Origin of the sequence: Nonomuraea ferruginea, assembly GCF_039540635.1 — a bacterium.
In the GTDB taxonomy this organism is placed as follows: domain Bacteria; phylum Actinomycetota; class Actinomycetes; order Streptosporangiales; family Streptosporangiaceae; genus Nonomuraea; species Nonomuraea ferruginea.
This window is the reverse complement of the sequence record NZ_BAABFD010000014.1, coordinates 238,318-260,756: the sequence shown is the minus strand read 5'-3', so window position 1 is coordinate 260,756 and position 22,439 is coordinate 238,318. Positions and strand designations below refer to the sequence as shown.

Here is a 22,439-nt window from a genome sequence, read left to right as displayed (position 1 = left end):
GCTCATGCGAACTCCCATGTCAAGACACCCCCGGACGGAGCCGCGATGAAGCCCTACAAGTCCCTGCTGTTCGTGCCAGGCCATCGCGGCGACTGGGCGGACAAGGCGGTCCGCGCCGGCGCCGACGCGGTCATCCTCGACCTGGAGGACGCCGTCCCCGAGCAGAGCAAGGCCGAGGCCCGGGTGACCGTGGCGGAGTCGGTCGACCGGCTGCGCGCCGAGCACCCCGAGGTGGGCGTGGTCGTGCGCCCCAACGGGCTCGGCACGCCGCACGTGGGCAAGGACCTGGCCGCCGTGGTGCGGGCCGGGGTCGACGCGCTGCTGCTGCCCATGATCCGCACGGCCGAGGACGTGATCCGCTTCGACGCGCTGGTCGGCCACTTCGAGTCCGAGCGAGGGCTGGAGCCTGGCTCCGTCGAGCTGGTGCCCACGCTGGAGACCGCCCAGTCGGTGGGCAACTGCGAGCAGCTGGCCGCGGCCACTCCGCGCGTCGCGTCCCTGCTGGTCGCCGCGGCCAAGGGCGCCGACATCGCACGGGAGATCGGCTTCGAGTGGACGCTGGAGGGCCTGGAGACGCTTTACCTGCGCAGCCGCGCCCTGGTGGCCTGCCGCGCCGCCGGCATCTCCCACCCGATCTGCGGGATCTGGCAGGACGTGCACGACCTCGACGGGCTCGCCACGTTCACCGCGCAGAACCGGCGGCTCGGCTTCCGCGGGCAGGTGCTGCTGCACCCGTCGCACGTCGCGACGATCAATGCCACGTACGGGCCGACCGAGGCGGAGCTGGACCGCTACCGCCGGATGGTGGCCGCCTTCGAGGCGGCCGAGGCCGACGGGCGCGCGGCGGTCGACTTCGAGGGCGAGCACATCGACATCGCCCACGTGCGGACCGCCCGCGAGCTGCTGGAACTCGCGGGCGCATGAGCGGCCCGCTGCACGGCGTGCGGGTCGTCGAGCTGGGCGGGCAGGGGCCGGTGCCCTTCTGCGCGATGACGCTGGCCGACCTCGGCGCGGAGGTCGTCACCCTGCGCCGCCCCGGCCCCGCCGCCCCCACCAACCCGCACAACCCGGTCATCGACAGGGGCCGGCGGTTCCTCGCGGTGGACCTCAAGTCGCCCGACGGCGTGGCCGTGGCCAAGCGGCTGGCGGGCCGCGCCGACGCGGTCCTCGAAGGCTTCCGGCCCGGCGTGCTCGAACGCCTCGGCCTCGGCCCCGCCGACTGCCTCGCGGTCAACCCCCGGCTGGTGTACGGACGGATGACCGGCTGGGGCCAGGACGGGCCGCTGGCTCAGACGGCCGGGCACGACATCAACTACATCGCTCTCACCGGGGCGCTGCACGGGATCGGCACCGCCGGCGGGCCCCCGGTGCCGCCGATCAACCTCGTCGGCGACTACGCGGGGGGCGCGCTCTATCTCGCGCTGGGCGTCACCTCGGCGCTGCTGTCCGCCCGCGCCACCGGCCGCGGCCAGGTGGTCGACGCGGCGATCGTCGACGGCGTGGCCGCGCTCATGAGCATCGTGTACGGGCTCACGGCCGCCGGGCGGTGGACCGGGGAGCGCGGCGCCAACCTGCTCGACGGGGGCGCGCCCTTCTACCGGGTCTACCGGTGCGCCGACGGCGGGCACGTCGCGGTGGGCGCGCTGGAGGAGCCGTTCTACCTGGACCTGCTGGACGGGCTCGGGCTGGCCGGGCGCGCCGACCTGGTGGACGGCCGGCTGGAGCGATCCCGCTGGCCGGCCATCGCCGAGGCGCTCTCGGCGGCGTTCGGCGAGCACCCGCGGGCGCACTGGGAAGCGGTGTTCGGCGGGCGCGACGCCTGCGTCACCCCCGTCCTGTCCGCGCAGGAGGCCACCCGCCACGAGCACCTGGCGGCGCGCGGCACCTACGTGGACGGCCACGCCGCGCCGGCGCCGCGCTTCAGCGGCACCCCGGCGACCTCGGCCCCGCACGCCGAGCCGGCGCGGTCCGACGTGCGCGCCCTCCTCGCCGAGCACGACCTCTCCCCCACGGAGATCGACCGCCTCCTGGCAAGCGGCGCGGTCGGCCCGGCGTCCTGGTGACCGAAACCCGGACAGCGCCGCCACCGCACCGGCAGGCACCCGGTTCCGTGCCCGGGCCTCGGGCCGTGCGGCCGCCGTACCGACGGACGTCCGGTTCCGGCCCCGAGCCCCGGGTCGCGCGGTCGCCGTGCCGGCGGACGCCCGGTTCCGGGCCGGCGTGCTCGTGCACGCCGGCCCGCTGTCTCCCGTTGTCCTCCGGCGCCGCGTCAGCGGGCGCCCTTGCGGAAGTCCCAGGTGCTCGTGTGCTCCGGCTCGACGCGTATCCAGGCGTGACGGCCCTTCCTCCGCACGTGCCGCTGCTCGGGGTACTTCTCCGTGAACAGCCGCTCCGCCTCGGCGAGGTCCGGCGTCACGACGCCGTCCCACGGCACCGGGCCCACGACGCGGGCGGTCCCCCGGATCTCCACCCCGCGCAGCTCTCCGTACGCGTCCCCGGCGTCCACCACGACGGCCACCCGGGGCCGCGCCGTCAGGTCGGTGAACCGGCGGCTGCTCACCAGCGAGCACAACCAGAGCGCCGCGCCGTCCCAGGCGAACCAGAGCGGGCTCACGTGCGGATGCCCGTCAGGCCCTGCGGTGGCCACCCGGCAGACCCGCTCGCCGGCGAGGAAGGCGTCCACCTCCGCGGCCGTCATGGCGAGCCGCGAGCCGTGCCGGAGCGCGGCCCGCGGCTGGGAGTCCGCACTCACCGGCGGGCCCTCGATCCGGACAGCCGCCACGCCGCGGGGAGCAGCGCGGCCGCCAGCGCGATCTTGACGGCGTCGCCCGCGAGGAAGGGGAGCACGCCCATCTGGATCGCCTGCCAGAGGTCCAGCCGGAGCAGGGCGGCCAGCCAGGCGCTGCCGCAGAGGAGGATGACGGCGTTCGCCAGCGCCATCGCGGCCATGGCCCGGCCCGGCGCGCGGTCCCAGCCGCGCTCGGCGAGCGCTCCGGCGACCACCGCCGCGACCACGAATCCGAGGACGTATCCGAAGCTCATGCCGGACCAGCCGGACGCGGCCCCGGTGAACCAGGGCACGCCCGCGATCCCCGCGGCCCCGTACAGGGCGGTCGCGGCGACACCGCGCCGCAGGCCGAGCGCGGCGGCCACGAGCAGGACGCCCAGCGTCTGCCCGGTCAGCGGGACGGGCGTGCCGGGCAGGGGCACGGCCACCTGGGCGAGCAGCCCGATGAGGGCGGCGCCGGAGACGGTCAGCACGACGGCCCCGGTCCTGGAGGAGGTCACCAGGTCGCCGAGCACGGGCCGGCGAGGTGAGAGGGCGAAGGGCACTGAAGACATGTGTAGACTCCTAACGATCGTTCGTTAGTGTAGCTGATGACCGAGAGGACCCCGCTGTGACCCGCACCACCTGCAGCTTCGGCATCCATCTGCCGCCCGGCGAGCACGACACCGACGGCCTCGGCCTGCGCGGCATGGCCGCCCTGGTCGACCGGCGGGGATTCGAGAGCCTGTGGGTCAGCGACCACACCGTCCTGATCGAGGAGCCCCGCTCGCGCTACCCGTTCAGCGAGTCGGGCGAGTTCTACCTCCAGGCCGACTCCGACTGGTACGACTGGGTGGTGGCGCTCTCCTTCCTCGCCGCGGCCACGACCACGACCAGGCTCGGCGTGGCCGTGGCGGTGATCCCCCACCGCCATCCGATCCTGCTGGCCAAGCAGCTGGCCACTCTCGACCGGCTCAGCGGCGGCCGGGTCAGCCTGGGCGCCGGGGCGGGCTGGCTGACCGAGGAGTTCGACGCGCTCGGCGTCCCGTTCGCCGCTCGCGGCAAGCGGATGGACGCGACCATCGATCTCATGCGCGCCACGTGGACGGGCGCGCCCCCGCCCGGGGAGTACGGGCCGTTCACCGTGCCGCCGGGCGTGCGCACCCACCCGACGCCGGTCCAGGAACGGGTGCCGATCCTCGTCGGCGGCGAGTCGCCGGCCGCGCTGCGCCGGGCCGCCTCACGCGGCGACGGCTGGTTCGGCACGATCGCGGGCGGCCGGATGGAGCCGGGGCATCTGCGCGAGGTGGTCGCCACCCTGCGCGCCGAGGCGGCCGCGGCGGGCAAGGACCCGCACGGGCTCGACGTCACGCTGCGGGTCGCCGCCCGCGCGGGCGACGTCTTCACCCCGGCCTTCGAGGAGTACCTGCGCGACCTCGTCAAGTCCGGCGCCACCCGACTCACCTTCGACCTGGGCTGGCGCTCCGCGAGCCGGTCCGACGAAATCCTGCACCGGCTGCGCGAGCTGAGCGATGCGTTCTAGGCCACCGGCCGCAGTATGGTCCTTGTCGGCCACATGATCGATGACAGGCATCCGCCCCTGAGGGAGAGGAACGACAACCATGGCCGAGACCACCCGAGGATCACGTGACGGCACCGTCCCCACCGCGGTGGCCATCCGCAGCGCGGCCGTGGAGCTCTTCCATCGGCAGGGCTTCGAGGCCACCTCGCAGCGGCAGCTCGCCGACGCGGTGGGGCTCCAGGTCGCCAGCCTCTACAACCACATCAAGAGCAAGGAGCAGCTCCTCGCGACCATCATGACCGAGGTCATGGAGCAGTTGCTCAGCATCACCGAGCGCCGGGTCGAGGCCGCCGCGACCCCCGAGGAGCGGCTGCTGGCCTTCATGAGCGAGGGCATCAGGTTCCATGCCGAGCACCGCCTGGAGGCGCTGGTCGGCAACACCGAGCTGCGCTCGCTGTCGGAGGACAACCGGGCCAGGGTGGTCGAGCTGCGCGACCGCTACGAGCGCCTGCTGGAGTCGATCCTGCGCGAGTGCGCCGCCGGGGGCACCGTCTCGGTTCCCGACGTCAAGATGGCCACCTACGCCGGGGTCGCCATCTGCGTGCACGTCGCCTCGTGGTACCGCGAGAACGGGCGTCTGCCCCTGGACGAGGTCATCAGCGGGCTGCTGGCCGCCTACGCGCCCACCGCGGCGCTGGAGAGGAAGAAATGATCAAAGTCGTCGCCGTCATCCGCCGCAAGCCCGGCCTGAGCCGGGAGGAGTTCCTGCGCTTCTGGCAGGAGGAGCATCCGGCGCTCGTGCTGGCCCTGCCCGGCCTGCGCGGCTACCGGCAGAACCCGGCGGTCGAGCACCGCAAGCAGTGGCCCTGGGACGGCTCCGCCGAGCTCTGGTTCGACGACGTGCGCGCGGTGAAGGCCGCCTTCGACAGCCCGGAGGCCGGGCCGCTGCGCGCGCACGAGGAGCACTTCATCGAGGCGCTGGAGTGGTTCCTGGCCTCGGAGACCGAGGTGCTCCCGCCGTCACCGGCCGCTTGACGAACGATCGTTCGTAGGTAATCCTGGGTCGAGCAGCTTCCTGACGTGCGCGGACTCGGATCCCGCACCTGCCACAGCCCGCATCGCGTCTGATGGGACGAACACCTATGACTTCCACCGTTCCCCTCGATCCCCCGCCGCAGGCGGACATCCACGAGGAGCTCCAGGCCCGCCTGCGGGCAGCCCGGCTCGGCGGCAGCGAGAAGAACCGCCACAAGCACGAGGCCGCCGGCAAGCTGCTCGTCCGCGACCGGCTCCGGCTCCTCCTCGACGACATCGAGGACTTCGAGGACGGCCTGCTGGCCCGGCACGCCGACGGGCTGCCCGGCGACGGCGTGGTGACCTGCATCGGCAGCGTCGACGGCCGCCGGGTGTGCGTCATCGCCAACGACTACACGGTCAAGGCCGGCACCTGGGGCAAGCGCACCTTCGAGAAGATCACCCGGATGCAGCTCCTGGCCGACGAGCTCGGGCTGCCCCTGGTCTACCTCGTCGACGCGGCGGGAGCCCGCATCGACGAGCAGTTCGAGAGCTACGCCGGCCGCCACGCCTGGGGCAACATCTTCTACAACCAGGTGCAGATCTCCGGCCGGGTGCCGCAGATCTGCGCGCTGTTCGGCCCCTCCCCCGCGGGATCCGCCTACGTGCCCGCCCTGTGCGACGTGATCATCATGGTGCGCGGCACCGCCACCGCCTACATCGGCTCGCCCCGCGTCGCCGAGATGGTCACCGGCGAATCGGTGACCCTGGAGGAGATGGGCGGCGCCGACCTGCACAGCCGCGTCTCCGGGCTGAGCGACCTGCTCGCCGAGACCGAGGAGGAGGCCATCGCGGCCATCCGCCTCTACCTGTCCTACCTGCCCTCCAGCTGGGAGGCCGAGCCGCCCAGGGCCGCGGGCCGCGAGCCCCGGCCGACCGAGTCGCTGCGCTCCATCGTCCCGGAGAACCAGGCCGTCCCGTACGACGTGCGCGAGCTGATCGACGCCGTCGTCGACTGCGACTCCTTCTTCGAGCACAAGGAGCTGTTCGCGCCCGAGCTGGTGACCGGGTTCGCCCGCCTGGACGGGGCGCCCGTCGGCATCGTGGCCAACCAGTCGGCGGTCAAGGCGGGCGTGCTGTTCAGCGACTCCTCCGACAAGGCGGCCCGGTTCGTCTGGATGTGCAACGCGTACAACGTGCCGCTGCTCTTCCTCATCGACGTGCCCGGATACATGCTCGGCACGGTGGCCGAGAAGGAGGGCATCATCCGGCACGGCGCGAAGATGCTGTTCGCCGTCGCCGAGAGCCGGGTGCCGCGGGTCGCGGTCATCGTACGGAAGGCGTACGGAGGCGGCTACCTGGGCATGTCGGGCAGCCCGATGAACCCCGACGCGGTGCTCGCGCTGCCCACCGCCAAGCCCGCCCTGCTCGGACCCGAGGCAGCGATCGCCGGCATCCACTTCAACCGGGTGATGGCGATCGAGGACGAGAAGGAGCGGCAGAAGCTCGTCACCGAGCTGCGCTCGGAGTACGAAGAGCAGATCGACGTCTTCCAGATCGCCAACGAGAACGCCGTGGAGGCCGTCGTCAGCTACGAGGACCTGCGGCGCGAGCTGATCCACCGGTTCGACGTCTACCGGCGCAAGCGCAAGACGCCGCCCGCCCGCCGCAACGGCGTCTACCCCGTCTGAGCCACCCGGAGCAACCGCATGAGACCTCTCACCGACGCCGCCGGCAGGCAGGCGGACCCCATCAGCGACACCCCTGAGCGCGCCGAACTGCGGGCCGAGCTGCGCAGGCTCATCGCCGCGACCAGCCCGGCCGCCGAGGTGCTCCGCCTGGACGAGCAGGAACGGTTCGACGACAAGCTGCACGAGGCGCTGCGCCGGCTCGGCGTGCACGCGGTCGGCGGGCACCCCGACCACGGCGGGATCGGCGACATCCGCGACCAGACCGCCGTCATCGAGGAGCTGGCCGCCGGCCCCACCTCCATGGCGGTGCACATGGTCGTGCAGTACATGATCACGCACATCCTCGGCACCAACGGCTCCCCCGAGCAGCGGGAGGAGTGGCTGGACCGGCTGCACACCGGGGCGGCCAAGGTGTCCTTCGCGCTCTCGGAGCCCGCGGGCGGCACCGACATCGCCCGCGTCATGCGCACCACCGCCCGCCGCGAGGGCGACCACTGGCTGCTGTCGGGCCAGAAGACGTGGATCTCCGGCGCCCTCGGCGCCGACGCCCTCGTCGTGCTGGCCCGCACCTCCCCGGCCGAGGGCTCGTCCGTCGACGGCGTGACCATGTTCCTGGTCCCGGCGGGCTCCCCCGGCCTCCAGGTCCGCGAGCTGCCCACCGTCGCCGTGCACGGGCTCGACACCTGCGAGGTGTTCTTCGACGACGTGGCGGTGCCCGAGAGCGCGGTCGTCGGGGCCGTCGGCGCCGGCTTCCGCCAGGTGGTGGCGACGCTGAACCGCGAGCGCATCAACGCCGCCGCGGGCGCGATCGGCGCGGCGAGCGGGGCGCTGGACGCCGCCGTCGAGTACGCGCGAGGCAGGGCCGCGTTCGGCTCCACCCTGGGCTCCTTCCAGGCCGTGCAGCATCGGCTGGTCGACGGGGCGCTGGCCATCGAGTCGGCGCGCTCGCTGCTGGCCCGCGCGGCGGCCGTCGAGGCGGCGGGCGGACGGGCCGACCTGCTGTCGTCCATGGCCAAGATCGCCGCGTCGGAGGCGGCGGTCAAGGTGACCCAGGACGGCATGGAGATCCTGGGCGGCGCCGGGTTCAGCCGCGAGTTCCCGATGCAGCGCTGGTTCAGGGACGTGCGGCTGTGGGTGTTCGCGCCGCTGGCCAACGACATGGTCCGCAACTACCTGGGCGAGCGGCTGCTGGAGCTGCCCCGCTCGTTCTGACCGCGAACGCGTGCGGGCCGGTCCCCTCGGACCGGCCCGCACGCGTTCTCAGCGCCGGGTCACGGTGCCTCGGCGGACATCAGCAGGATGCTGGTGAACGTCATCACGTCCTCCTCGCGCTGGTTGACGACGCGGTACGAGAGCGTCACCACGAACTGTCCCTCGCGCTTGGCGGGACGCGCCTCCGTCACCTCGACCACCGCCCTGATCGTGTCGCCGATCAGCACCGGGGCGAGCGCGCGCAGGTCGTTCAGCCCGAGCCAGGCGGTCGTCCGATCGCCGTCGATGACCTGGCTCCGCGTGCTCAGCCCGAGCGCCATGGCGAGCGTGAGCGGCCCGTGCGCGATCCGCTCGCCGAACCGGCTGCGCGCGGCGTACTCCCGATCGGTGTGGATCGGCAGCCAGTCGCCGGTGAGCGAGGCCCAGGAGACCACGTGCGACTCGGTGATGGTGATCGCCGTGGTGCTGATCTTCTGACCGGTCTCGGGATATCCGGTGAGCGCGCTGCTCATGATGCCTCCTGTAGGTAGCGGACGACGCCGCCCTGTTCTGTCCGCCCGCAGCGGCCGTCGGCCGCGAGCACGTCGAGATGCGCCGCGGTCTCGCAGACCGCGAGCATCCGGTTGACCGGGTCGAGGTCGCGCAGCCGGCGCTCGCGCCTGGTCCATCCCAGCCCGCCCGCGACCTCGTACGCGGTGCGCGGCCGCCCGTCCAGCAGGGCCGCGCAGGCGTCCAGGCGCTGCTCGTGGTGGGCCAGCAGCTCGGTCGCCCGCGCGTGGGCGCTGGAGCGCACCGGCCCGTGCGCCGGGAGCATGAGCCGGTCGGGCAGGTCGAGCACGGCCCCCAGCGAGTCCATGAAGTCACGCAGCGGCAGCGCCCCCGTCCTGCTCTCGTACCCGATCGACGGGGTGATCTGCGGCAGCACGTGGTCGCCGGTGAAGAGCATGCCGTGCCCGGCGTCGTCGAACACGACATGGCCGCGGGTGTGCCCCGGGGTGTGCAGTGCCCGCAGCCCGGTGCGGCCGGCCTGGAACAGGCGGCCGTGGGTGATCCACTCGTCCGGCGGCTCCCACTTGGCCGGGTCCGAGCCCGTGCCGTAGCCGATGGCGTCCAGCGCGCTCACGACCTCCTCGCCGCCGTGGCGGCGGAGCTGGGCGAGCTGCGTGGCGCCCTCCATCTCGTCGCCGGAACCGAGCGCCTCCAGCGAGGGCCGCTCGTGCTCGCCCAGGCGCAGCCCGCAGCCGCTCTCGCCGCGCAGGGTCACGCCCTGCGAGTAGTGGTCGACGTGCACGTGCGTCACCAGGATCTCGGACACGTCGTCCACGCCGTACGAGAGAGCCTCCAGCGCGTCGCCGAGCACGGCCCGGGACTCGGGCATGGCCCAGCCGGCGTCGACGAGGGTGAGCCCGTGCTCGCCTTCCAGCACGTACACGTTGACCGCGCGCAGCCCGTCCTCCGGGATCGGCAGCGGGACCCGGTGCACGCCCGGCGCCACCTGGTAGACGCCGGGCTCCTCCCAGGAGTGGCGGTCCGGGTCGTCGACCCGCTCGGCGCGTCTCATGGCACCCGCCCCACCGGCGTGCAGTCGTGCTTCAGCGCCAACACCTCCGAACAATCGATCGTTCGTCTCACAATAGCGGCCCCTTCCGCGCGGGAACACAGACCGTGACGCTATACTAGCGATCGTTCGTTCGTAGTTCTAGACAGAGGAGGCCGCAGTGGGCCTGTGGTTCGAGGAACTCACCCCCGGACTGGTCATCGAGCACCAGATCAGGAGAACCGTCACCGAATCGGACAACGTCCTGTTCAGCACGCTGACCATGAACCCGCAGCCCCTGCACCTGGACGAGGAGTTCGCCAAGGACTCGGAGTTCGGCACCCGGGTGGTGAACGGCCTGTTCACGCTCTCGCTGGTCATCGGGCTCAGCGTGACCGACATCTCGCTGGGCACCACGGTGGCCAACCTCGGCTACGAGGTGGTCGAGATGCCGGCCCCGGTCTTCCACGGCGACACGATCCGCGTGGTGTCGACCATCCTGGACGCCCGGGAGTCGAAGTCACGCCCCACGCAGGGCATCGTCAAGCTGGAGCACCGGGGCCTTAACCAGCGCGACGAGCTGGTCAGCCGGGTGGTGCGCAGCGCCCTGTTCCACAGGCGGCCGGCCGCCTAGCTCCGGGTCAGCAGCGGTACCAGGACCTCGTCCACGATGTCGACGACGAGCCGGTCGGGGATGGGCGGCCCCTGGAAGAGGAAGTGCTGCCTGAGCAGGGCCTGGCCGGTGTCGAGGCGGAGCGGCGTGACCGCGTCCCCGGAGATCTCGCCGCGCTCGACGGCGCGGCGGGCGATCTCGGCCATCATCTTGCGGCCCGCGCCCTGCGAGTTCTCCTTGAAGGTGCGGGCGCTGGCCTCGTCGCGCAGCGCCTCGGAGAGCAGCCCGCGCATGGCCTCGCCCGCCGGGCCGGACAGGATGTCGGCCGTGCCGCGCAGCACGGTCAGCAGGTCGTCGCGCAGGCTGCCGGTGTCGGGGACGTCGGACAGGGCCGGCAGCGAGTGGTAGACCGAGTCCATGACCAGCGCGACACGGGTGGGCCAGCGGCGGTAGAGCGAGGCCTTGCTCGCCCTGGCCCGCTCGGCGACGCGTTCCATGGTGAGCTTGGCGTAGCCGCTCTCGGCCAGCTCGTCGAGCGTCGCCCGGTAGATGGCGGCGGCGAGCTCCTCGCCCCGGCGCCGGGGCAGCTTGCGGTGGTCGGTGACCATCTCAGCCATGTTACCGAGCCTCCACCACCACACCGGAGTCGCCGTCGACCGTGACCTGCCGCCCGTCGGCCAGCAGGGAGGTGCCCTCGCCGGTGCCCATGACCGCGGGGATGCCGTACTCCCTGGCCACGATCGCGGCGTGGGAGGTGATGCCGCCGGTGTCGACGACCACCGCGGCGGCCCGCTGGAACAGCGGCGTCCACGACGGGTTGGTGTAGGGGCAGACCAGCACGTCACCGGGTTCGAGCCTGCCGAACTCCGACGGGTCGCGCACCACCTTGACCGGCCCGGTGGCGGTGCCCGCGCTCGCGGGGGTGCCCGCCACGAGCGCGTCACCGGCGTCGCGGGCCGGGAAGACGGCCCGGGGGTCGATGAGCCGCACCCCGGCGAGCTCCTCACGCCGGGCGGCCCGGGCGGTCGCGCTCGCGCGCAGCCGCCGGCCGTGCTCGTCGCCGAGAGCGGCCACGTCCTCGATCGCCTCCAGCTCCTCCAGCCTGAGGTGGAAGACGTCCTCGGGGGCGTCGAGCACGCCCGCGTCGCGCAGCCTGCGGCCGATCTCGACGATGGACCTGCGCAGCGCGGGCAGCGGCATCGTGAAGGAGAAGTGGCTGTCCTCACGGAAGGCGATCCCCGCGCGGGCGGCGTGCACCTTGCGGACCATCTTGTCCCGCTTGCGGGCGCCGCGCAGCCGCGGGTGGGCGAGCAGCCGGTCCATCGCGTCGTCGCCGGGCTCGGACCGGGGCGGTTCCGCCGCCAGCACCCTGATCAGGTCGAGCACGGTCTCGGGTCCGTCGGCCCAGGTCGGCGGGGTGACCAGGAGCGGGCTGGCGCCTTCCCGGTGGCCGTACTCGGCCAGGAACTCCCGGAGCGCCGCCTGGAAAGCCTCGGGCATCGGGTCCCGGGCGAGCGCGCCGGTGTTCCTGGCCTCCTCGGCGAGCTCCTCCAGGGCCCGGTTGGCGTCGCTGGTGCGGGTGCGGGCGCCGGCGATCAACGCGCCGAACAGGTCCGTACGTCCGAGCAGCTTGAGCGCGGCGCGCAGCCGCAGCAGCGACAGCCCGCTGCGCGGCAGGTAGTCCGTGCGCAGGCCGGCCACGGGCCGCACGGCGGCCAGCACCCTGCGCGGCGTCCTGACCAGCTCCGGCCAGGGCAGCGCGGCCAGGTCGAGCTTCGTCAGCTCGCGCACGTCGTCGAGGTAGCGCTGGAAGCGCGGGTCGCCGCTCCACCGGGCGGGATCGTACCGGCGGGCCTTGGCGAAGATCAGTAACGGCGCGACGAGCAGCTTGGCCGAGGGGTGCGGGCGGGGCGGCACCAGCCGGTAGGCGACGCCGTCCTGCTCCTCGATGAAGTGGTCGAACGCCCCCCGCAGGCCGAAGTTGCGGGTCACCTGCGCCATGAGCCCGGCGGGCCCGTACGGCACCCAGGTGGACATGTCGATCGGATAGGGGCGTACCGGCAAGTACTCCATCAGGACGGTGCCGAGCCTGCGGCGGATCGGGCCGAGCTTGCCGAGCGGGGGCGGCGGCAGCGCGGTCATCGGCCGGGCCTGCACGAGGCTGACCTCGCCGCCCGCGTACGTCCACTCGATGTCCTGGGGGCGGCCGAAGTGACGGGCGACCGCGGTGCCGAGCCCGGCCAGCTCGCGCACCACGCCGCCGGGCAGCCGCTCGGCGGGCGCGCCGTCGCCGGTCTCGTGGCTGACGCCGCCGCCCGCCAGGGCGCGGACGACCACCTCACGGCGGCCGGGCGCGAACTCGGCGATCTCGCCCCGCGGCGTGAGCACGTAGTGGTCGGGGGTGACGAGGCCGGACACGACCGCCTCGCCGAGCCCGGTGCCGGCGTCGACGACGAGCCGCCCGCGGTCGCCGGTGACGGGGTCGGCGGTGAACATCACGCCCGCCGCCTCAGCCGCCACCATGCGCTGCACGACGACCGCGATGCGCACCTCGGCGTGGTCGAGGCCGAGCCGGTCGCGGTAGGCGACGGCGCGCTCGGACCAGAGCGAGCCCCAGCAGCGCCGGACCGCGTCGATCAGCCCGTCCTCGCCGACGACGTTGAGGTAGGTGTCCTGCTGCCCCGCGAACGCGGCGCCCGGCAGGTCCTCGGCGGTGGCGCTGGAGCGCACCGCCACCGGCCCGCCGCCGAGCTCCCGGTACGCGGTCAGGATCGCCCCGCGCAGGGCCTCCGGGATCTCCAGCTTCTCGAAGTACGCGCGCGTGGCGTGACCGGCGGCGACCAGGTCGTAGGCGGCGGTGGTGACCACGAATCCGGCGGGGACGGGGAAGCCGCCGGCGATCAGCTCCCCGAGGTTGGCTCCCTTCCCGCCCGCGAGGGCGAGGTCGCCGCGGCGGAACGAGCTCAGGGGAACGACGAGTGTCATGAGGTCTCCTGTGCGTGAGCGGTGGTGCGGAGAGGTCGCGCGGGCAGCGCCAGCGCGAGCAGGAAGGCCACGCCGAGCAGCGGCGACATGGCCGCGAACACCGGCGGCACCGCCTCGGCGAAGGCGGCGCGCGCGGCGGTGTCCAGGGGGGCGCCGGCTCCGGGCATGCCGCCGGCGAAGCGCCAGGTGATGAGCGCGCCGACCAGGGCGACGCCGGCGGAGGCGCCGATCTGGCGCAGGAACGTCACCGACGAGGTGGCCGTGCCCAGATCGGCGTACGCGACGGCGTTCTGCGCGGCCAGCACCATCACCTGCATGACGAGCCCGACGCCGAGCCCGATCAGCGCCAGCACGCCGGCCAGCGCGGCCGCGTCGCCGGCGGCGAGCGGCAGCACGGCCAGCCCGGCCGCGGCGAGCGCGGTGCCCGCGACGGGGTAACGCTTGTAGCGGCCGGTCCTGGTGATGAGCCTGCCGGAGACGACGGTGGTGGTCAGCACACCGGCCATGAGCGCGGTGACCAGCAGCCCGGCCCCGGTCGCCGAGGCGCCGTGGGCGATCTGCAGGTAGGCGGGGATGTACGTGAGGGTGCCGAAGAGCGCGAACCCGATGAGCAGGCTGATCAGCACCGGGACCGCGAACGCCCGGTCCCTGAACAGCCGGAGCGGCAGGATCGGGTCGGTCGCGTAGCGGGCGGTGACCAGCCAGGCCGGCACGGCGAGCGCGGCCAGGGCGAGGAACACCGGGTTCCTCGTCTGGCCGAGCATGACCACGCCGACGACGGCCAGACCGAGCGTGACCGCTCCTGCGATGTCGACGGGCGCGCGCGACTCCGGCCTGGGCAGCTTGAGCGTGGCGGTGAGCACGACGAAGGCGAGCAGCCCCAGCGGCGGGTAGATGGCGAAGATCCACCGCCAGCCGGCGCTGTCGATGAGGAACCCGCCGATCAGCGGCCCGCCGACGGCGGCCACTACATAGGCGGCCCCGATCAGCCCGAGGTAACGGCCGCGCTCGCGCGGGCTGACCACCTCGCCGATGACGGCCTGCGCGCCGATCATCAGCCCGCCGCCGCCGACGCCCTGCACCGCGCGGAACGCGATGAACTGCGGCATGCTCGCGGCCGTGGCGCACAGGACCGCGCCCACCACGAAGATCACGATGGCGACCTGCATGAGCGGCTTGCGGCCGAACCGGTCGCCGAGCTTGCCGTACACCGGCATCACGACGGTCGCGGCCACCAGGTAGGCGGTGATCACGGCGGGCATCTGTTCGAGCCCGCCGAGGTCGCCGGCCACGGACGGCAGCGCGGGCGTCATGATCGTCTGATCGAGCGCGCCGAGCAGCATGCAGAGCATCAGCCCGGTCAGGACGACGACCATCCCGCCACCTCCTTAGAGAACGAGTCGTTCTCTAAGGAGAGTAAGTGTCATTGCTAAGGAACGCAACGTTCACTATTCAGCCGTCGCCTATCTCGGTGGTCAGCCTCGGCGGAGAAGTTCCCCCAGCCCCGTCGCCGGATGTCCCGCCACGCGCGCCACGTCCCCGGTCACCCGCTCCAGCTCACCGGCGGCGATCGCCGTGTACGTCGACACCCAGGCATCCACCTGCCACCGGGGCGCCCCGTACGAGGCGCGCGACGCGTACGCCTCCTCGACCGTCTCGGCGTGGTATCCGGTCTCACGCCCGGTCACCTCTGTCAGGATCTCCGCCGCCTCGGCCAGCGTGAGCGCCTCCGGCCCGGTCAGCTCGTACGTGCCTCCTTCATGCGCGGCCGGGTCGCCCAGCACGGCCGCCGCCACATCGGCCACGTCGTCCCTGGCCACCGCCGCCACCCGGCCCTCCCCCGCCGGCCCGCGGATCACCCCGTCCTCCCCGGCCATGTCGGGCAGGAAGTCCGCGTACAGATTGTCGCGCAGGAACGTGAACGCCATCCCCGAGGCGCGGATCCGCTCCTCGGTGGCCCAGTGGTCGCGCGCCAGCGTGAAGGTGGCGTCCGGTCCCGGGTTGGCGAACGACGTGTACACGAGGTGCCGGACGCCCGCTTCGGCCGCGGCGTCCACAAAGGCGAAGTGCCGCTCCAGCCGGTCGGCGGACTCCGACGCCGACACCATCAGGACGACGTCGACGCCCCGCAACGCCCCGCGCACCTTCTCGCGGTCCCCGAACTCCGCCTCCGCGACCTCCGCCCCGGGCAGCCTCGGCGCCCGGCTCGCGTCCCGTACGACCAGCAACTGCTCCGACCCGGCCCCGGCCAGCCGCCGCGCCACCCCGCCACCGATATGCCCGGTCGCCCCGGTCACCGCGATCCTCATGCCATCAGGGTGTCACGGCGCGGCCCTCGGACCCGGGAGCGCGCGTCTGCCGGGATGAGGCACCAGACCGTACGACCCAGCCCGCGTCCATGCTCACCGATCCCCCAGTCCTGGGAGATCTCGCGGATGATCAGCAGCCCTCGGCCGTCCTCCGCCTCGGGCTCCTGACGTACGTACGGCCCGGAGAACGCCGAACCGGGGTCACGCACCTCCACGCGGACCAGCCCTCCCGCGTCCGTGACGGTGAGGCCGATGAAGTCGCCCGGCCGTGCGTCCGAGTGCCGCAGGGCGTTCGTCACGAGCTCGGACACCGCGAGCACGACATCGTCGATGGCAGGATGATCACCTCCCAGCCAGCCGCGGACGTGCGCGCGGGCGTACGAGACGGACTCCCGAAGGCACATCAACCGAATCGAACCGACCACTCTGGGCCCCGCTGTTTTCATTCCCTCATCCATTCGGAGAACTCGGCCCTGATCGACCTTCCGACCATCCCAAATACCGACTACGATCAGTAGTCAATTGACTTCGATGCGCCATCAACCGTTTCAATGAAAGGGCTGTTGACACGCGGCGGCAACCCCCCGGGAGGTCAGGTGCCCAAGGAAAGTGAGCTGTGCCCCGCCGATTCGCCGACCGCGCTCTTCGGTTTCGAGCTGCGGCGACACCGCAAAACCCGAGGCTGGTCGCAGATCCGGCTGTCGAAGGCGGTGTCCTACTCCGTCGGGACGATCAGCATGATCGAGACGGCCAGACGGTCGCCGACCGAGGATTTCGCCCGCCGCTGCGACGAAGCCCTGGAGGCGGAAGGGGCGTTGATGCGGCTCTGGCCCATGGTCAGCCACGCGTCGGCTCCTCCCTGGTTCCGGCCCTGGCTGGATGTGGAGGCCACGGCCGAGGCGATCCGCACCTGGGCGCCGCTGGTCGTCCCGGGCCTGCTCCAAACCGAGGACTACGCCAGGGCCGTGCTGAGCGGGGATGTCGGCACGGCGTCCGAACAGGTCGAGGAGCGGGTGATCGCACGGATGGAACGTCAGAGCATCCTCCGACGCCCCAAGCCTCCGTTGCTGTGGGCCGTGATCGACGAGGCGGTCCTCCATCGCCCGATCGGCAGCCCCTCCGTGATGGCGGCCCAGCTCACCCGCCTCCTCGAAGCAGGCCGAACGCCTCGGTCCACCATTCAGATCCTCCCTCTCGATGCTTGCTCCACGACCGGGCTTGGCGGCGGGTTCTCCATCGCACAAGCAAGCGGAGTCTTCGACACGGCGTATGTCGAATCCGCTGGGGTCATGAGCCGCGTAACGGATCGACCCGATGATGTCAGCGTCCTAATATACAGATATGAGGGGATTCGCTCCGAAGCGCTACCCCAGCGTGAGTCACTGAAAGTGATAAAGGAGACGCTGCAGCGATGGACGACCTGAACCGAGCCACATGGCGCAAGTCCAGCCGATCGGGACCCGATGGAGGTGACTGCGTCGAGGTCGCCGAACTCTCCGGCGGGCGCCGGGGGGTCCGCGACAGCAAGAACCCCACCGGACCAGCCCTCATCTTCACCCCCGGCGAGTGGGCCGCATTCATCAGTGGCGTGAAGGACGGCGAGTTCGACTAGACACGATCCTGATTTCCTGATCACCCTGGCCTTTTCAGTTGTTTTCAACGATCACGGCCAGGGTTTCATTGTTTTCAGGATGTTGATCTCGGTCGATTCTTGCTGCGCGACGTCTCTTCACCGTGACGCGGCAGCCACCGTTTTACCTAGCAAAGCCGTACATTCTCTGGCAGATCTCGCGCACACTCGTACTTTCACCGTTGTTTCGCTTGTTCTGCTGATGTGTTGTTGATTACCGTCTGAACGACATGGGGGACGCTGCCTCCTGATCTGGTTCTGGTGGAGCGAGCCGTACGGGGGGATCATCGTGGCTGACCTCGATCGCGACGCGATGCGGGCCGCGGCGGAGCGGATCCAGCGGCTGTCGGACGAGCACTGGTGGGCGCTCACCCACTCCTGCCGTCTGATGGAGTGCGACGCGTGGGTGGGGCCTGCGGGCACCCGGTTCGACGCCCAGGTACGCGCCGACCAGCGGGAACTGCAGGCGATGCTCGCGCAGGCCGTGCGCAGCGCCAACCAGAAGCTGGCCTCGATCCCGGTCACGCCATGAGCGGGTTCAGCGGGGTCAAGCGGGCCGAGTTCGACCTGATGGCGGGCAAGCACACCGAGGCCGCCGGGCGGCTGGAGGCCCTGGCGCAGGCGCTCCACCGCGAGCTTCAGGGCGCCGGGCTCGACACCGCACCGGCGGCGCGGCTGCGTGAGCTGGCCCGACGGGTCACCACGCAGGCCGACGACCTGCGACGGCGGCAGAACCTCGCCCACGAGTTGCAGCGGCAGAGGGTGTCTCTGGGCAGGAGCACTCCCGCCGGAAGCTTCGTGGAGATGCCCGACCGTTTGGATGACGCCAAGGCCCTGCTCGACGGGACTCTCGCCGGGCGGGCGGCTTCGAAGGTGGCCGACGGGGACGACAAGGCGCTGGCGGACCTGGAGAAGTACGCGTCACGTACGGGGGATTCGGAGTTCGTGAAGGCGTTCCTCGGCGCGATCGGCGCCCGGGGTGTGACGCGAATGTCCGGCTCGCTCGCGACGATGCTGCGCGACGCCGTGACCCGTGGGGACTCCGATCGCAAGAATCGGCTCTCCACCTCGGGGCGGAACGTCCTCACCACGCTGAGCTCCATCCTGGCCAAGGGGACCAACCGGAAGAACTCCTCCTACCAGGGTGACGGCTTCCTGGCGGACCTGGTGAAGGAAGGGCGGGCCCAGCACGGGGCGGACGGCGGGAAGTACCTGGGTTACCAGGCTCTGGCGCTCATCTGGCGTGCGCACGACGGGGAGCCGCCGTACTCGAAAGAGTTCATGGAGGTCGTCGGGCGGGATGTGATCGTCTACGAGCGCGAGCAGCGTGAGGACGCATGGGCGGCGAGCAAGGATGCGCTGGGTCGTGCCTTCGGCGGTGCGCAGGTACCCATCGTCGACCTCGCCGGCTCGCTCGGCCTCGGGGCTCTGTTGAGGTGGGGAGTATCTGCGAAGGATCCGATCACCGAGAAACCCTCGTCGATGGTGGAGAGCCTGTTCCATGCGGCGAAGTCCAGCCGGGAGGCATCGCATGCTCTGCTGGATCACACTCCGCCGGGGTGGGATGAATCGGTGCTGGAGTATCTGCTTACTACCCGGTGGGGTGCTTCCCAGTACCTGGACGACTACGAGCCGATCAACGGCATGCTGATCACGGCGACGACTGGGCAGGACGAGACCAGCAAGAAACAGGCCTCCGAGATGATCAGAGTCCTTTCCCACGAGGTGCGTGACGCATTCGGGAAGGATGCCTACGGCAACCTGAAGATCAGGGACAGAGAAGCTTTCGATCGATACCTCCCACTGAACTACCCGTTGGCACGCGCAATCGCTGCCAACGTGGACGAAATTTCGAACCTGGTCTTGAACCATGCGGACTTTTATGGGGTCGCGGCCAAGGACATGGCCCACGCACTGGTGGTGGCGACGTCCGACGACAAGGGATTCGAGGTATTGGCGAGAGCACAGACAGAACACATGCGGGCAGCCCTCGCCACGGCCGTGCCTCCGATCGGGCTCAACGCCTCCAACGCCGAACGATTCGGGTTCACGAAGGCCGAGGTCAAACGCTTCGACATGAATGAGAATGGGCGGGTTGACCGGGACGACATCCTGCACTTCCTTGGAGACCGCGCCAAGGCGGAGGCACGTTCTTTCGGTTTCATCATGGAGATCCGTCGACAGGCGCTGATCGCCCAAGGGTTGGATGACAACAAGGCAGACGAAGCACTGACGTCCATGGTGCGTGACGCGATAGGCCTGATCCCAGTTCCGGGAGCCAAGCACGTTGGCACCCTGGCCGCGGGAGCGTTCGGCGAGATAGCCAGCAAGGGGTACGAGATGCTCGCTGGACTTACATACGACGAACTTGCCCGACACGTAGCCAAGCAGGCGTCCGAGCAAGTTCCCAGTCTAGACAAAGCGCATCAGACACTAGCGGAAAACCGACTAGCGGTGGACAGGCTAGCGGAGCAGATGCTTGCTACGGCCTCACTCAGCAAGGGCATGCTCGATGGGCAGGATCTGGAGAACGTTACATTTACTGTCGGCATTCCGCCGAGACTCAAACCTTTCACTGAAATGAACTCACAAGAATATAGCAGCTTCCTGAAATGGAGCCGCAAAGCCGGAGGCATCGAGAGCCTGTATACCGGCTTCCGGGACACCTTTCGTACAACTAGCGATGTGAATGACTATCTCAACCTCAAGATTCCATCTGAGTCCGAAGGTGGCCAATGAGGATTGTTCTTCTTCCTGCTGCCCTGGCAACCCTCGCAGTGCTTGCTGCGGCATGCACGCCCAGAGCCGACAATGCCTCTGAACCGCCTCCGATTTCCCAGCCTGTCGTTGATTCCACTCCATACCTCTGCATGCTCATCCCGGAGCGCGCATTTCGCCTCGTCAGCGCTGTCACCGAACCTCACCCCGAAAGAACTGATGGCAATCAGCGGAACGGTAGCTGCCGGGCTCCTGATGCGGCTCCACAGGCTCTAGAGGTTTGGTGGATGCAGGAGCATGGAATGCCCCACGGACATCTGAACTTCCTTATGAGGGATAGACGAAAGGTCTACACGAGGCATGGTGGGGTTGCGCTCCCTGCCGATCTCGGTGACGGCATGGCCGCATACCTGCCCAACCCTGCAGTGGATGACCAGCCGTACCAGGCGAGCGCGAAGTTCCGCTGCGGTGCCATGGACCGTTTGATCGACATCTCGCTACCTAAGATCGCCAAAGGCCGAGACGCCATGAAAGACCTGACCGACCTGATGCGCATCGCCCAAAACCGCTACGCGGAAATACACAACTGCGAACTCAACACCAGATAAAACACCTCGACCGCACCCCCATGGTCAGCAGAGGCGCGGTCGAGAAAGGGCATCGAGCCTTGTGGGCGGTATGCCGGGCACCGGAACCCCGCAGATCATGCAGGGCGGTGCAGGTAGACGGTCAGCGGGAGGCGCGGTTGACCGCGGAGATGATGGCCTTGAGGGAGGCGGTGGTGGTGTTGGCGTCGATGCCGACCCCCCACAGCACCGCGCCGTTGACCTCGCACTCCATGTAGGAGGCCGCCTTGGCGTCGGTGCCGGCGCTCAGCGCGTGCTCGACGTAGTCCAGGACGCGTACCTTGATGCCGGCGGCTCCGATGGCGTCGATGAAGGCGGAGATGGGGCCGTTGCCGACGCCTTCGATCTCGCGGATCTCGCCGTCGACGCGGACGTCGGCGTTGAGGCGGACCTTCTCGTCGACGGTCGAGTCGTGGCGGTGGGCCATCAGGCCGAGCCGGCCCCAGCGGTTGCCGGGCGTCGGCAGGTATTCGTCCTGGAAGATGGCGAACATGTCAGCCGGGGTGATCTCGCCGCCCTCGGCGTCGGTGCGGGCCTGCACGACCTTGGAGAACTCGATCTGCAGCCGCCGGGGCAGGTCGAGCTGGTGGTCGGCCTTCATGATGTAGGCGACGCCGCCCTTGCCCGACTGGCTGTTGACCCGGATGACGGCCTCGTAGGTGCGGCCGATGTCCTTGGGGTCGATGGGCAGGTAGGGAACGGCCCAGGTGTGGGAGTCGACGGGGACGCCCGCGGCCTCGGCGTCGGCCTCCAGGTGTTCGAAGCCCTTCTTGATGGCGTCCTGGTGGGAGCCGGAGAAGGCGGTGTAGACCAGCTCGCCGCCCCACGGGTGGCGGGGGTGGACGGGCAGCTGGTTGCAGTATTCGACGACGCGGCGGATCTCGTCGATGTCGCTGAAGTCGATCTCCGGGTCGACGCCCTGGGAGAACAGGTTCATGCCCAGCGTGACCAGGCAGACGTTGCCGGTGCGCTCGCCGTTGCCGAACAGGCAGCCTTCGATGCGGTCGGCGCCGGCCATGTAGCCCAGCTCGGCGGCGGCCACGGCGCTGCCGCGGTCGTTGTGCGGGTGGAGCGACAGGATGATCGAGTCGCGGTGCTTCAGGTTGCGGTGCATCCACTCGATCTGGTCGGCGTACACGTTGGGGCCGGCCATCTCGACCGTCGCCGGCAGGTTGATGATCACCTTGCGGTCGGGGGTGGGCTGCCACACCTCGTTGACCGCGTCGCACACCTCGACGGCGTACTCCAGCTCGGTGCCGGTGAACGACTCCGGCGAGTACTGATAGTAGACGTCGACGTCGCTCGCCTCGGCCAGCTTCCTGACCAGCTTGGCGCCCTCGACGGCGATGGCGGTGACGCCTTCCCTGTCCATGCCGAACACCACCCGCCGCTGCAGCGTGGAGGTGGAGTTGTAGAGGTGGACGATGGCCTGCTTGGCGCCCCGCAGCGACTCGAAGGTGCGCTCGATCAGCTCGGGCCTGGCCTGGGTCAGCACCTGGATCACCACGTCGCCGGGGATCCGGTCCTCTTCGATGATCTGCCGTACGAAGTCGAAGTCGGTCTGGGAGGCGGCCGGGAAGCCGACCTCGATCTCCTTGTAGCCCAGCCGGACCAGCAGCTCGAACATCTGGAGCTTGCGGTGGGAGTCCATCGGGTCGATCAGCGCCTGGTTGCCGTCACGCAGGTCGACGGCGCACCAGCGCGGGGCCTTGGTGATGACCTGGTCGGGCCAGGTGCGGTCGGTCAGCCGGATCGGCTCGAAGGGTTGGTAGCGCTGGAACGGCATGCGGCTGGGCTGCTGAGCTGTCATCGAAG

23 protein-coding genes are annotated in these 22,439 nt (G+C 70.7%); 13 read left to right on the top strand and 10 right to left on the bottom strand.

What is annotated here, in order from left to right:
• The first annotated feature begins 45 nt into the window (after positions 1-45).
• On the top strand, positions 46-924 hold the full coding sequence (locus ABD999_RS26610; RefSeq protein WP_271276953.1) for an HpcH/HpaI aldolase/citrate lyase family protein: 879 nt from the start codon (positions 46-48) through the stop codon (positions 922-924).
• Positions 921-2,063 carry a CaiB/BaiF CoA transferase family protein gene (locus ABD999_RS26605; RefSeq protein WP_271276952.1) on the top strand — a complete coding sequence of 381 codons (1,143 nt, stop codon included), beginning with the start codon at positions 921-923 and terminating at the stop codon, positions 2,061-2,063. The genes ABD999_RS26610 and ABD999_RS26605 overlap by 4 nt, the downstream gene beginning before the upstream one ends.
• Before the next feature lie 206 nt (positions 2,064-2,269).
• Here the strand turns inward: ABD999_RS26605 and ABD999_RS26600 are convergent, their stop codons facing one another.
• Together ABD999_RS26600 and ABD999_RS26595 are read right to left on the bottom strand one after the other, a co-directional pair.
• A complete protein-coding gene (locus tag ABD999_RS26600) occupies positions 2,270-2,752 on the bottom strand; it encodes a pyridoxamine 5'-phosphate oxidase family protein (RefSeq protein ID WP_345482935.1) in 483 nt (160 codons plus the stop codon).
• On the bottom strand, positions 2,749-3,342 hold the full coding sequence (locus ABD999_RS26595; protein WP_271277763.1) for a biotin transporter BioY: 594 nt from the start codon (positions 3,340-3,342) through the stop codon (positions 2,749-2,751). Before ABD999_RS26595 ends, ABD999_RS26600 begins: the two co-directional genes overlap by 4 nt.
• Positions 3,343-3,398: 56 nt before the next feature.
• Between ABD999_RS26595 and ABD999_RS26590 the strand changes: the two genes are divergently transcribed.
• The 5 genes from ABD999_RS26590 (at position 3,399) to ABD999_RS26570 (ending at position 8,206) form a co-directional block, all read left to right on the top strand.
• On the top strand, positions 3,399-4,310 hold the full coding sequence (locus ABD999_RS26590) for an LLM class F420-dependent oxidoreductase (RefSeq protein WP_271277764.1): 912 nt from the start codon (positions 3,399-3,401) through the stop codon (positions 4,308-4,310).
• A 79-nt stretch (positions 4,311-4,389) separates the two neighbouring features.
• Positions 4,390-5,001, top strand: coding sequence for a TetR/AcrR family transcriptional regulator (locus ABD999_RS26585; RefSeq protein WP_148033412.1), 612 nt, complete (start codon positions 4,390-4,392; stop codon positions 4,999-5,001).
• Complete coding sequence (locus ABD999_RS26580) at positions 4,998-5,324, top strand: EthD family reductase (RefSeq protein ID WP_271277765.1); 327 nt, start codon at positions 4,998-5,000, stop codon at positions 5,322-5,324. Before ABD999_RS26585 ends, ABD999_RS26580 begins: the two co-directional genes overlap by 4 nt.
• Before the next feature lie 107 nt (positions 5,325-5,431).
• Positions 5,432-6,994, top strand: coding sequence for an acyl-CoA carboxylase subunit beta (locus ABD999_RS26575; RefSeq protein WP_148033414.1), 1,563 nt, complete (start codon positions 5,432-5,434; stop codon positions 6,992-6,994).
• 18 nt (positions 6,995-7,012) lie between these two features.
• Positions 7,013-8,206 carry an acyl-CoA dehydrogenase family protein gene (locus tag ABD999_RS26570; RefSeq protein WP_271277766.1) on the top strand — a complete coding sequence of 398 codons (1,194 nt, stop codon included), beginning with the start codon at positions 7,013-7,015 and terminating at the stop codon, positions 8,204-8,206.
• A 59-nt stretch (positions 8,207-8,265) separates the two neighbouring features.
• On the opposite strand, the gene ABD999_RS26565 is transcribed toward ABD999_RS26570, so the two are convergent.
• Complete coding sequence (locus ABD999_RS26565) at positions 8,266-8,718, bottom strand: MaoC/PaaZ C-terminal domain-containing protein (protein WP_271277767.1); 453 nt, start codon at positions 8,716-8,718, stop codon at positions 8,266-8,268.
• Positions 8,715-9,767, bottom strand: a complete 1,053-nt coding sequence (locus ABD999_RS26560) for an MBL fold metallo-hydrolase (protein WP_271277768.1) — start codon at positions 9,765-9,767, stop codon at positions 8,715-8,717. Before ABD999_RS26560 ends, ABD999_RS26565 begins: the two co-directional genes overlap by 4 nt.
• 157 nt (positions 9,768-9,924) lie before the next feature.
• On the opposite strand from ABD999_RS26560, the gene ABD999_RS26555 reads away from it, so the two are divergent.
• Entirely contained in the window at positions 9,925-10,377 is a 453-nt protein-coding gene (locus ABD999_RS26555) for a MaoC family dehydratase (RefSeq protein ID WP_222709060.1), read from the top strand.
• Here the strand turns inward: ABD999_RS26555 and ABD999_RS26550 are convergent.
• The 5 genes from ABD999_RS26550 to ABD999_RS26530 all read right to left on the bottom strand — a co-directional run bounded on the left by ABD999_RS26550 (position 10,374) and on the right by ABD999_RS26530 (position 16,054).
• A complete protein-coding gene (locus tag ABD999_RS26550) occupies positions 10,374-10,973 on the bottom strand; it encodes a TetR/AcrR family transcriptional regulator (protein WP_222709061.1) in 600 nt (199 codons plus the stop codon). The two genes, ABD999_RS26555 and ABD999_RS26550, sit on opposite strands and share 4 nt — an antisense overlap.
• Position 10,974: 1 nt before the next feature.
• Positions 10,975-13,341 (bottom strand): PEP/pyruvate-binding domain-containing protein, encoded by a 2,367-nt coding sequence (locus tag ABD999_RS26545; RefSeq protein ID WP_271277769.1) that lies wholly within the window; start codon positions 13,339-13,341, stop codon positions 10,975-10,977.
• Complete coding sequence (locus tag ABD999_RS26540) at positions 13,338-14,717, bottom strand: MFS transporter (protein ID WP_271277770.1); 1,380 nt, start codon at positions 14,715-14,717, stop codon at positions 13,338-13,340. Before ABD999_RS26540 ends, ABD999_RS26545 begins: the two co-directional genes overlap by 4 nt.
• Before the next feature lie 99 nt (positions 14,718-14,816).
• Positions 14,817-15,650, bottom strand: coding sequence for an SDR family oxidoreductase (locus ABD999_RS26535; protein WP_271277771.1), 834 nt, complete (start codon positions 15,648-15,650; stop codon positions 14,817-14,819).
• Complete coding sequence (locus tag ABD999_RS26530; protein WP_271277772.1) at positions 15,647-16,054, bottom strand: ATP-binding protein; 408 nt, start codon at positions 16,052-16,054, stop codon at positions 15,647-15,649. The genes ABD999_RS26535 and ABD999_RS26530 overlap by 4 nt, the downstream gene beginning before the upstream one ends.
• A gap of 192 nt (positions 16,055-16,246) precedes the next feature.
• Between ABD999_RS26530 and ABD999_RS26525 the strand changes: the two genes are divergently transcribed.
• From ABD999_RS26525 to ABD999_RS26505, 5 genes are all read left to right on the top strand, one after another.
• Positions 16,247-17,074 carry a helix-turn-helix domain-containing protein gene (locus ABD999_RS26525; protein ID WP_271277773.1) on the top strand — a complete coding sequence of 276 codons (828 nt, stop codon included), beginning with the start codon at positions 16,247-16,249 and terminating at the stop codon, positions 17,072-17,074.
• Entirely contained in the window at positions 17,062-17,262 is a 201-nt protein-coding gene (locus ABD999_RS26520) for a DUF397 domain-containing protein (RefSeq protein ID WP_271277774.1), read from the top strand. Before ABD999_RS26525 ends, ABD999_RS26520 begins: the two co-directional genes overlap by 13 nt.
• Before the next feature lie 307 nt (positions 17,263-17,569).
• Complete coding sequence (locus ABD999_RS26515; protein ID WP_148033424.1) at positions 17,570-17,812, top strand: hypothetical protein; 243 nt, start codon at positions 17,570-17,572, stop codon at positions 17,810-17,812.
• Entirely contained in the window at positions 17,809-20,019 is a 2,211-nt protein-coding gene (locus tag ABD999_RS26510) for a hypothetical protein (RefSeq protein WP_271277775.1), read from the top strand. The genes ABD999_RS26515 and ABD999_RS26510 overlap by 4 nt, the downstream gene beginning before the upstream one ends.
• A 377-nt stretch (positions 20,020-20,396) precedes the next feature.
• Entirely contained in the window at positions 20,397-20,606 is a 210-nt protein-coding gene (locus ABD999_RS26505) for a hypothetical protein (protein ID WP_271277776.1), read from the top strand.
• A 121-nt stretch (positions 20,607-20,727) separates the two neighbouring features.
• Here the strand turns inward: ABD999_RS26505 and leuA are convergent, their stop codons facing one another.
• The gene (leuA, locus tag ABD999_RS26500) at positions 20,728-22,434 is read right to left on the bottom strand and encodes a 2-isopropylmalate synthase (RefSeq protein ID WP_148033427.1); all 1,707 of its coding nucleotides are present in this window, start codon (positions 22,432-22,434) and stop codon (positions 20,728-20,730) included.
• Between the last annotated feature and the right edge of the window lie 5 nt (positions 22,435-22,439).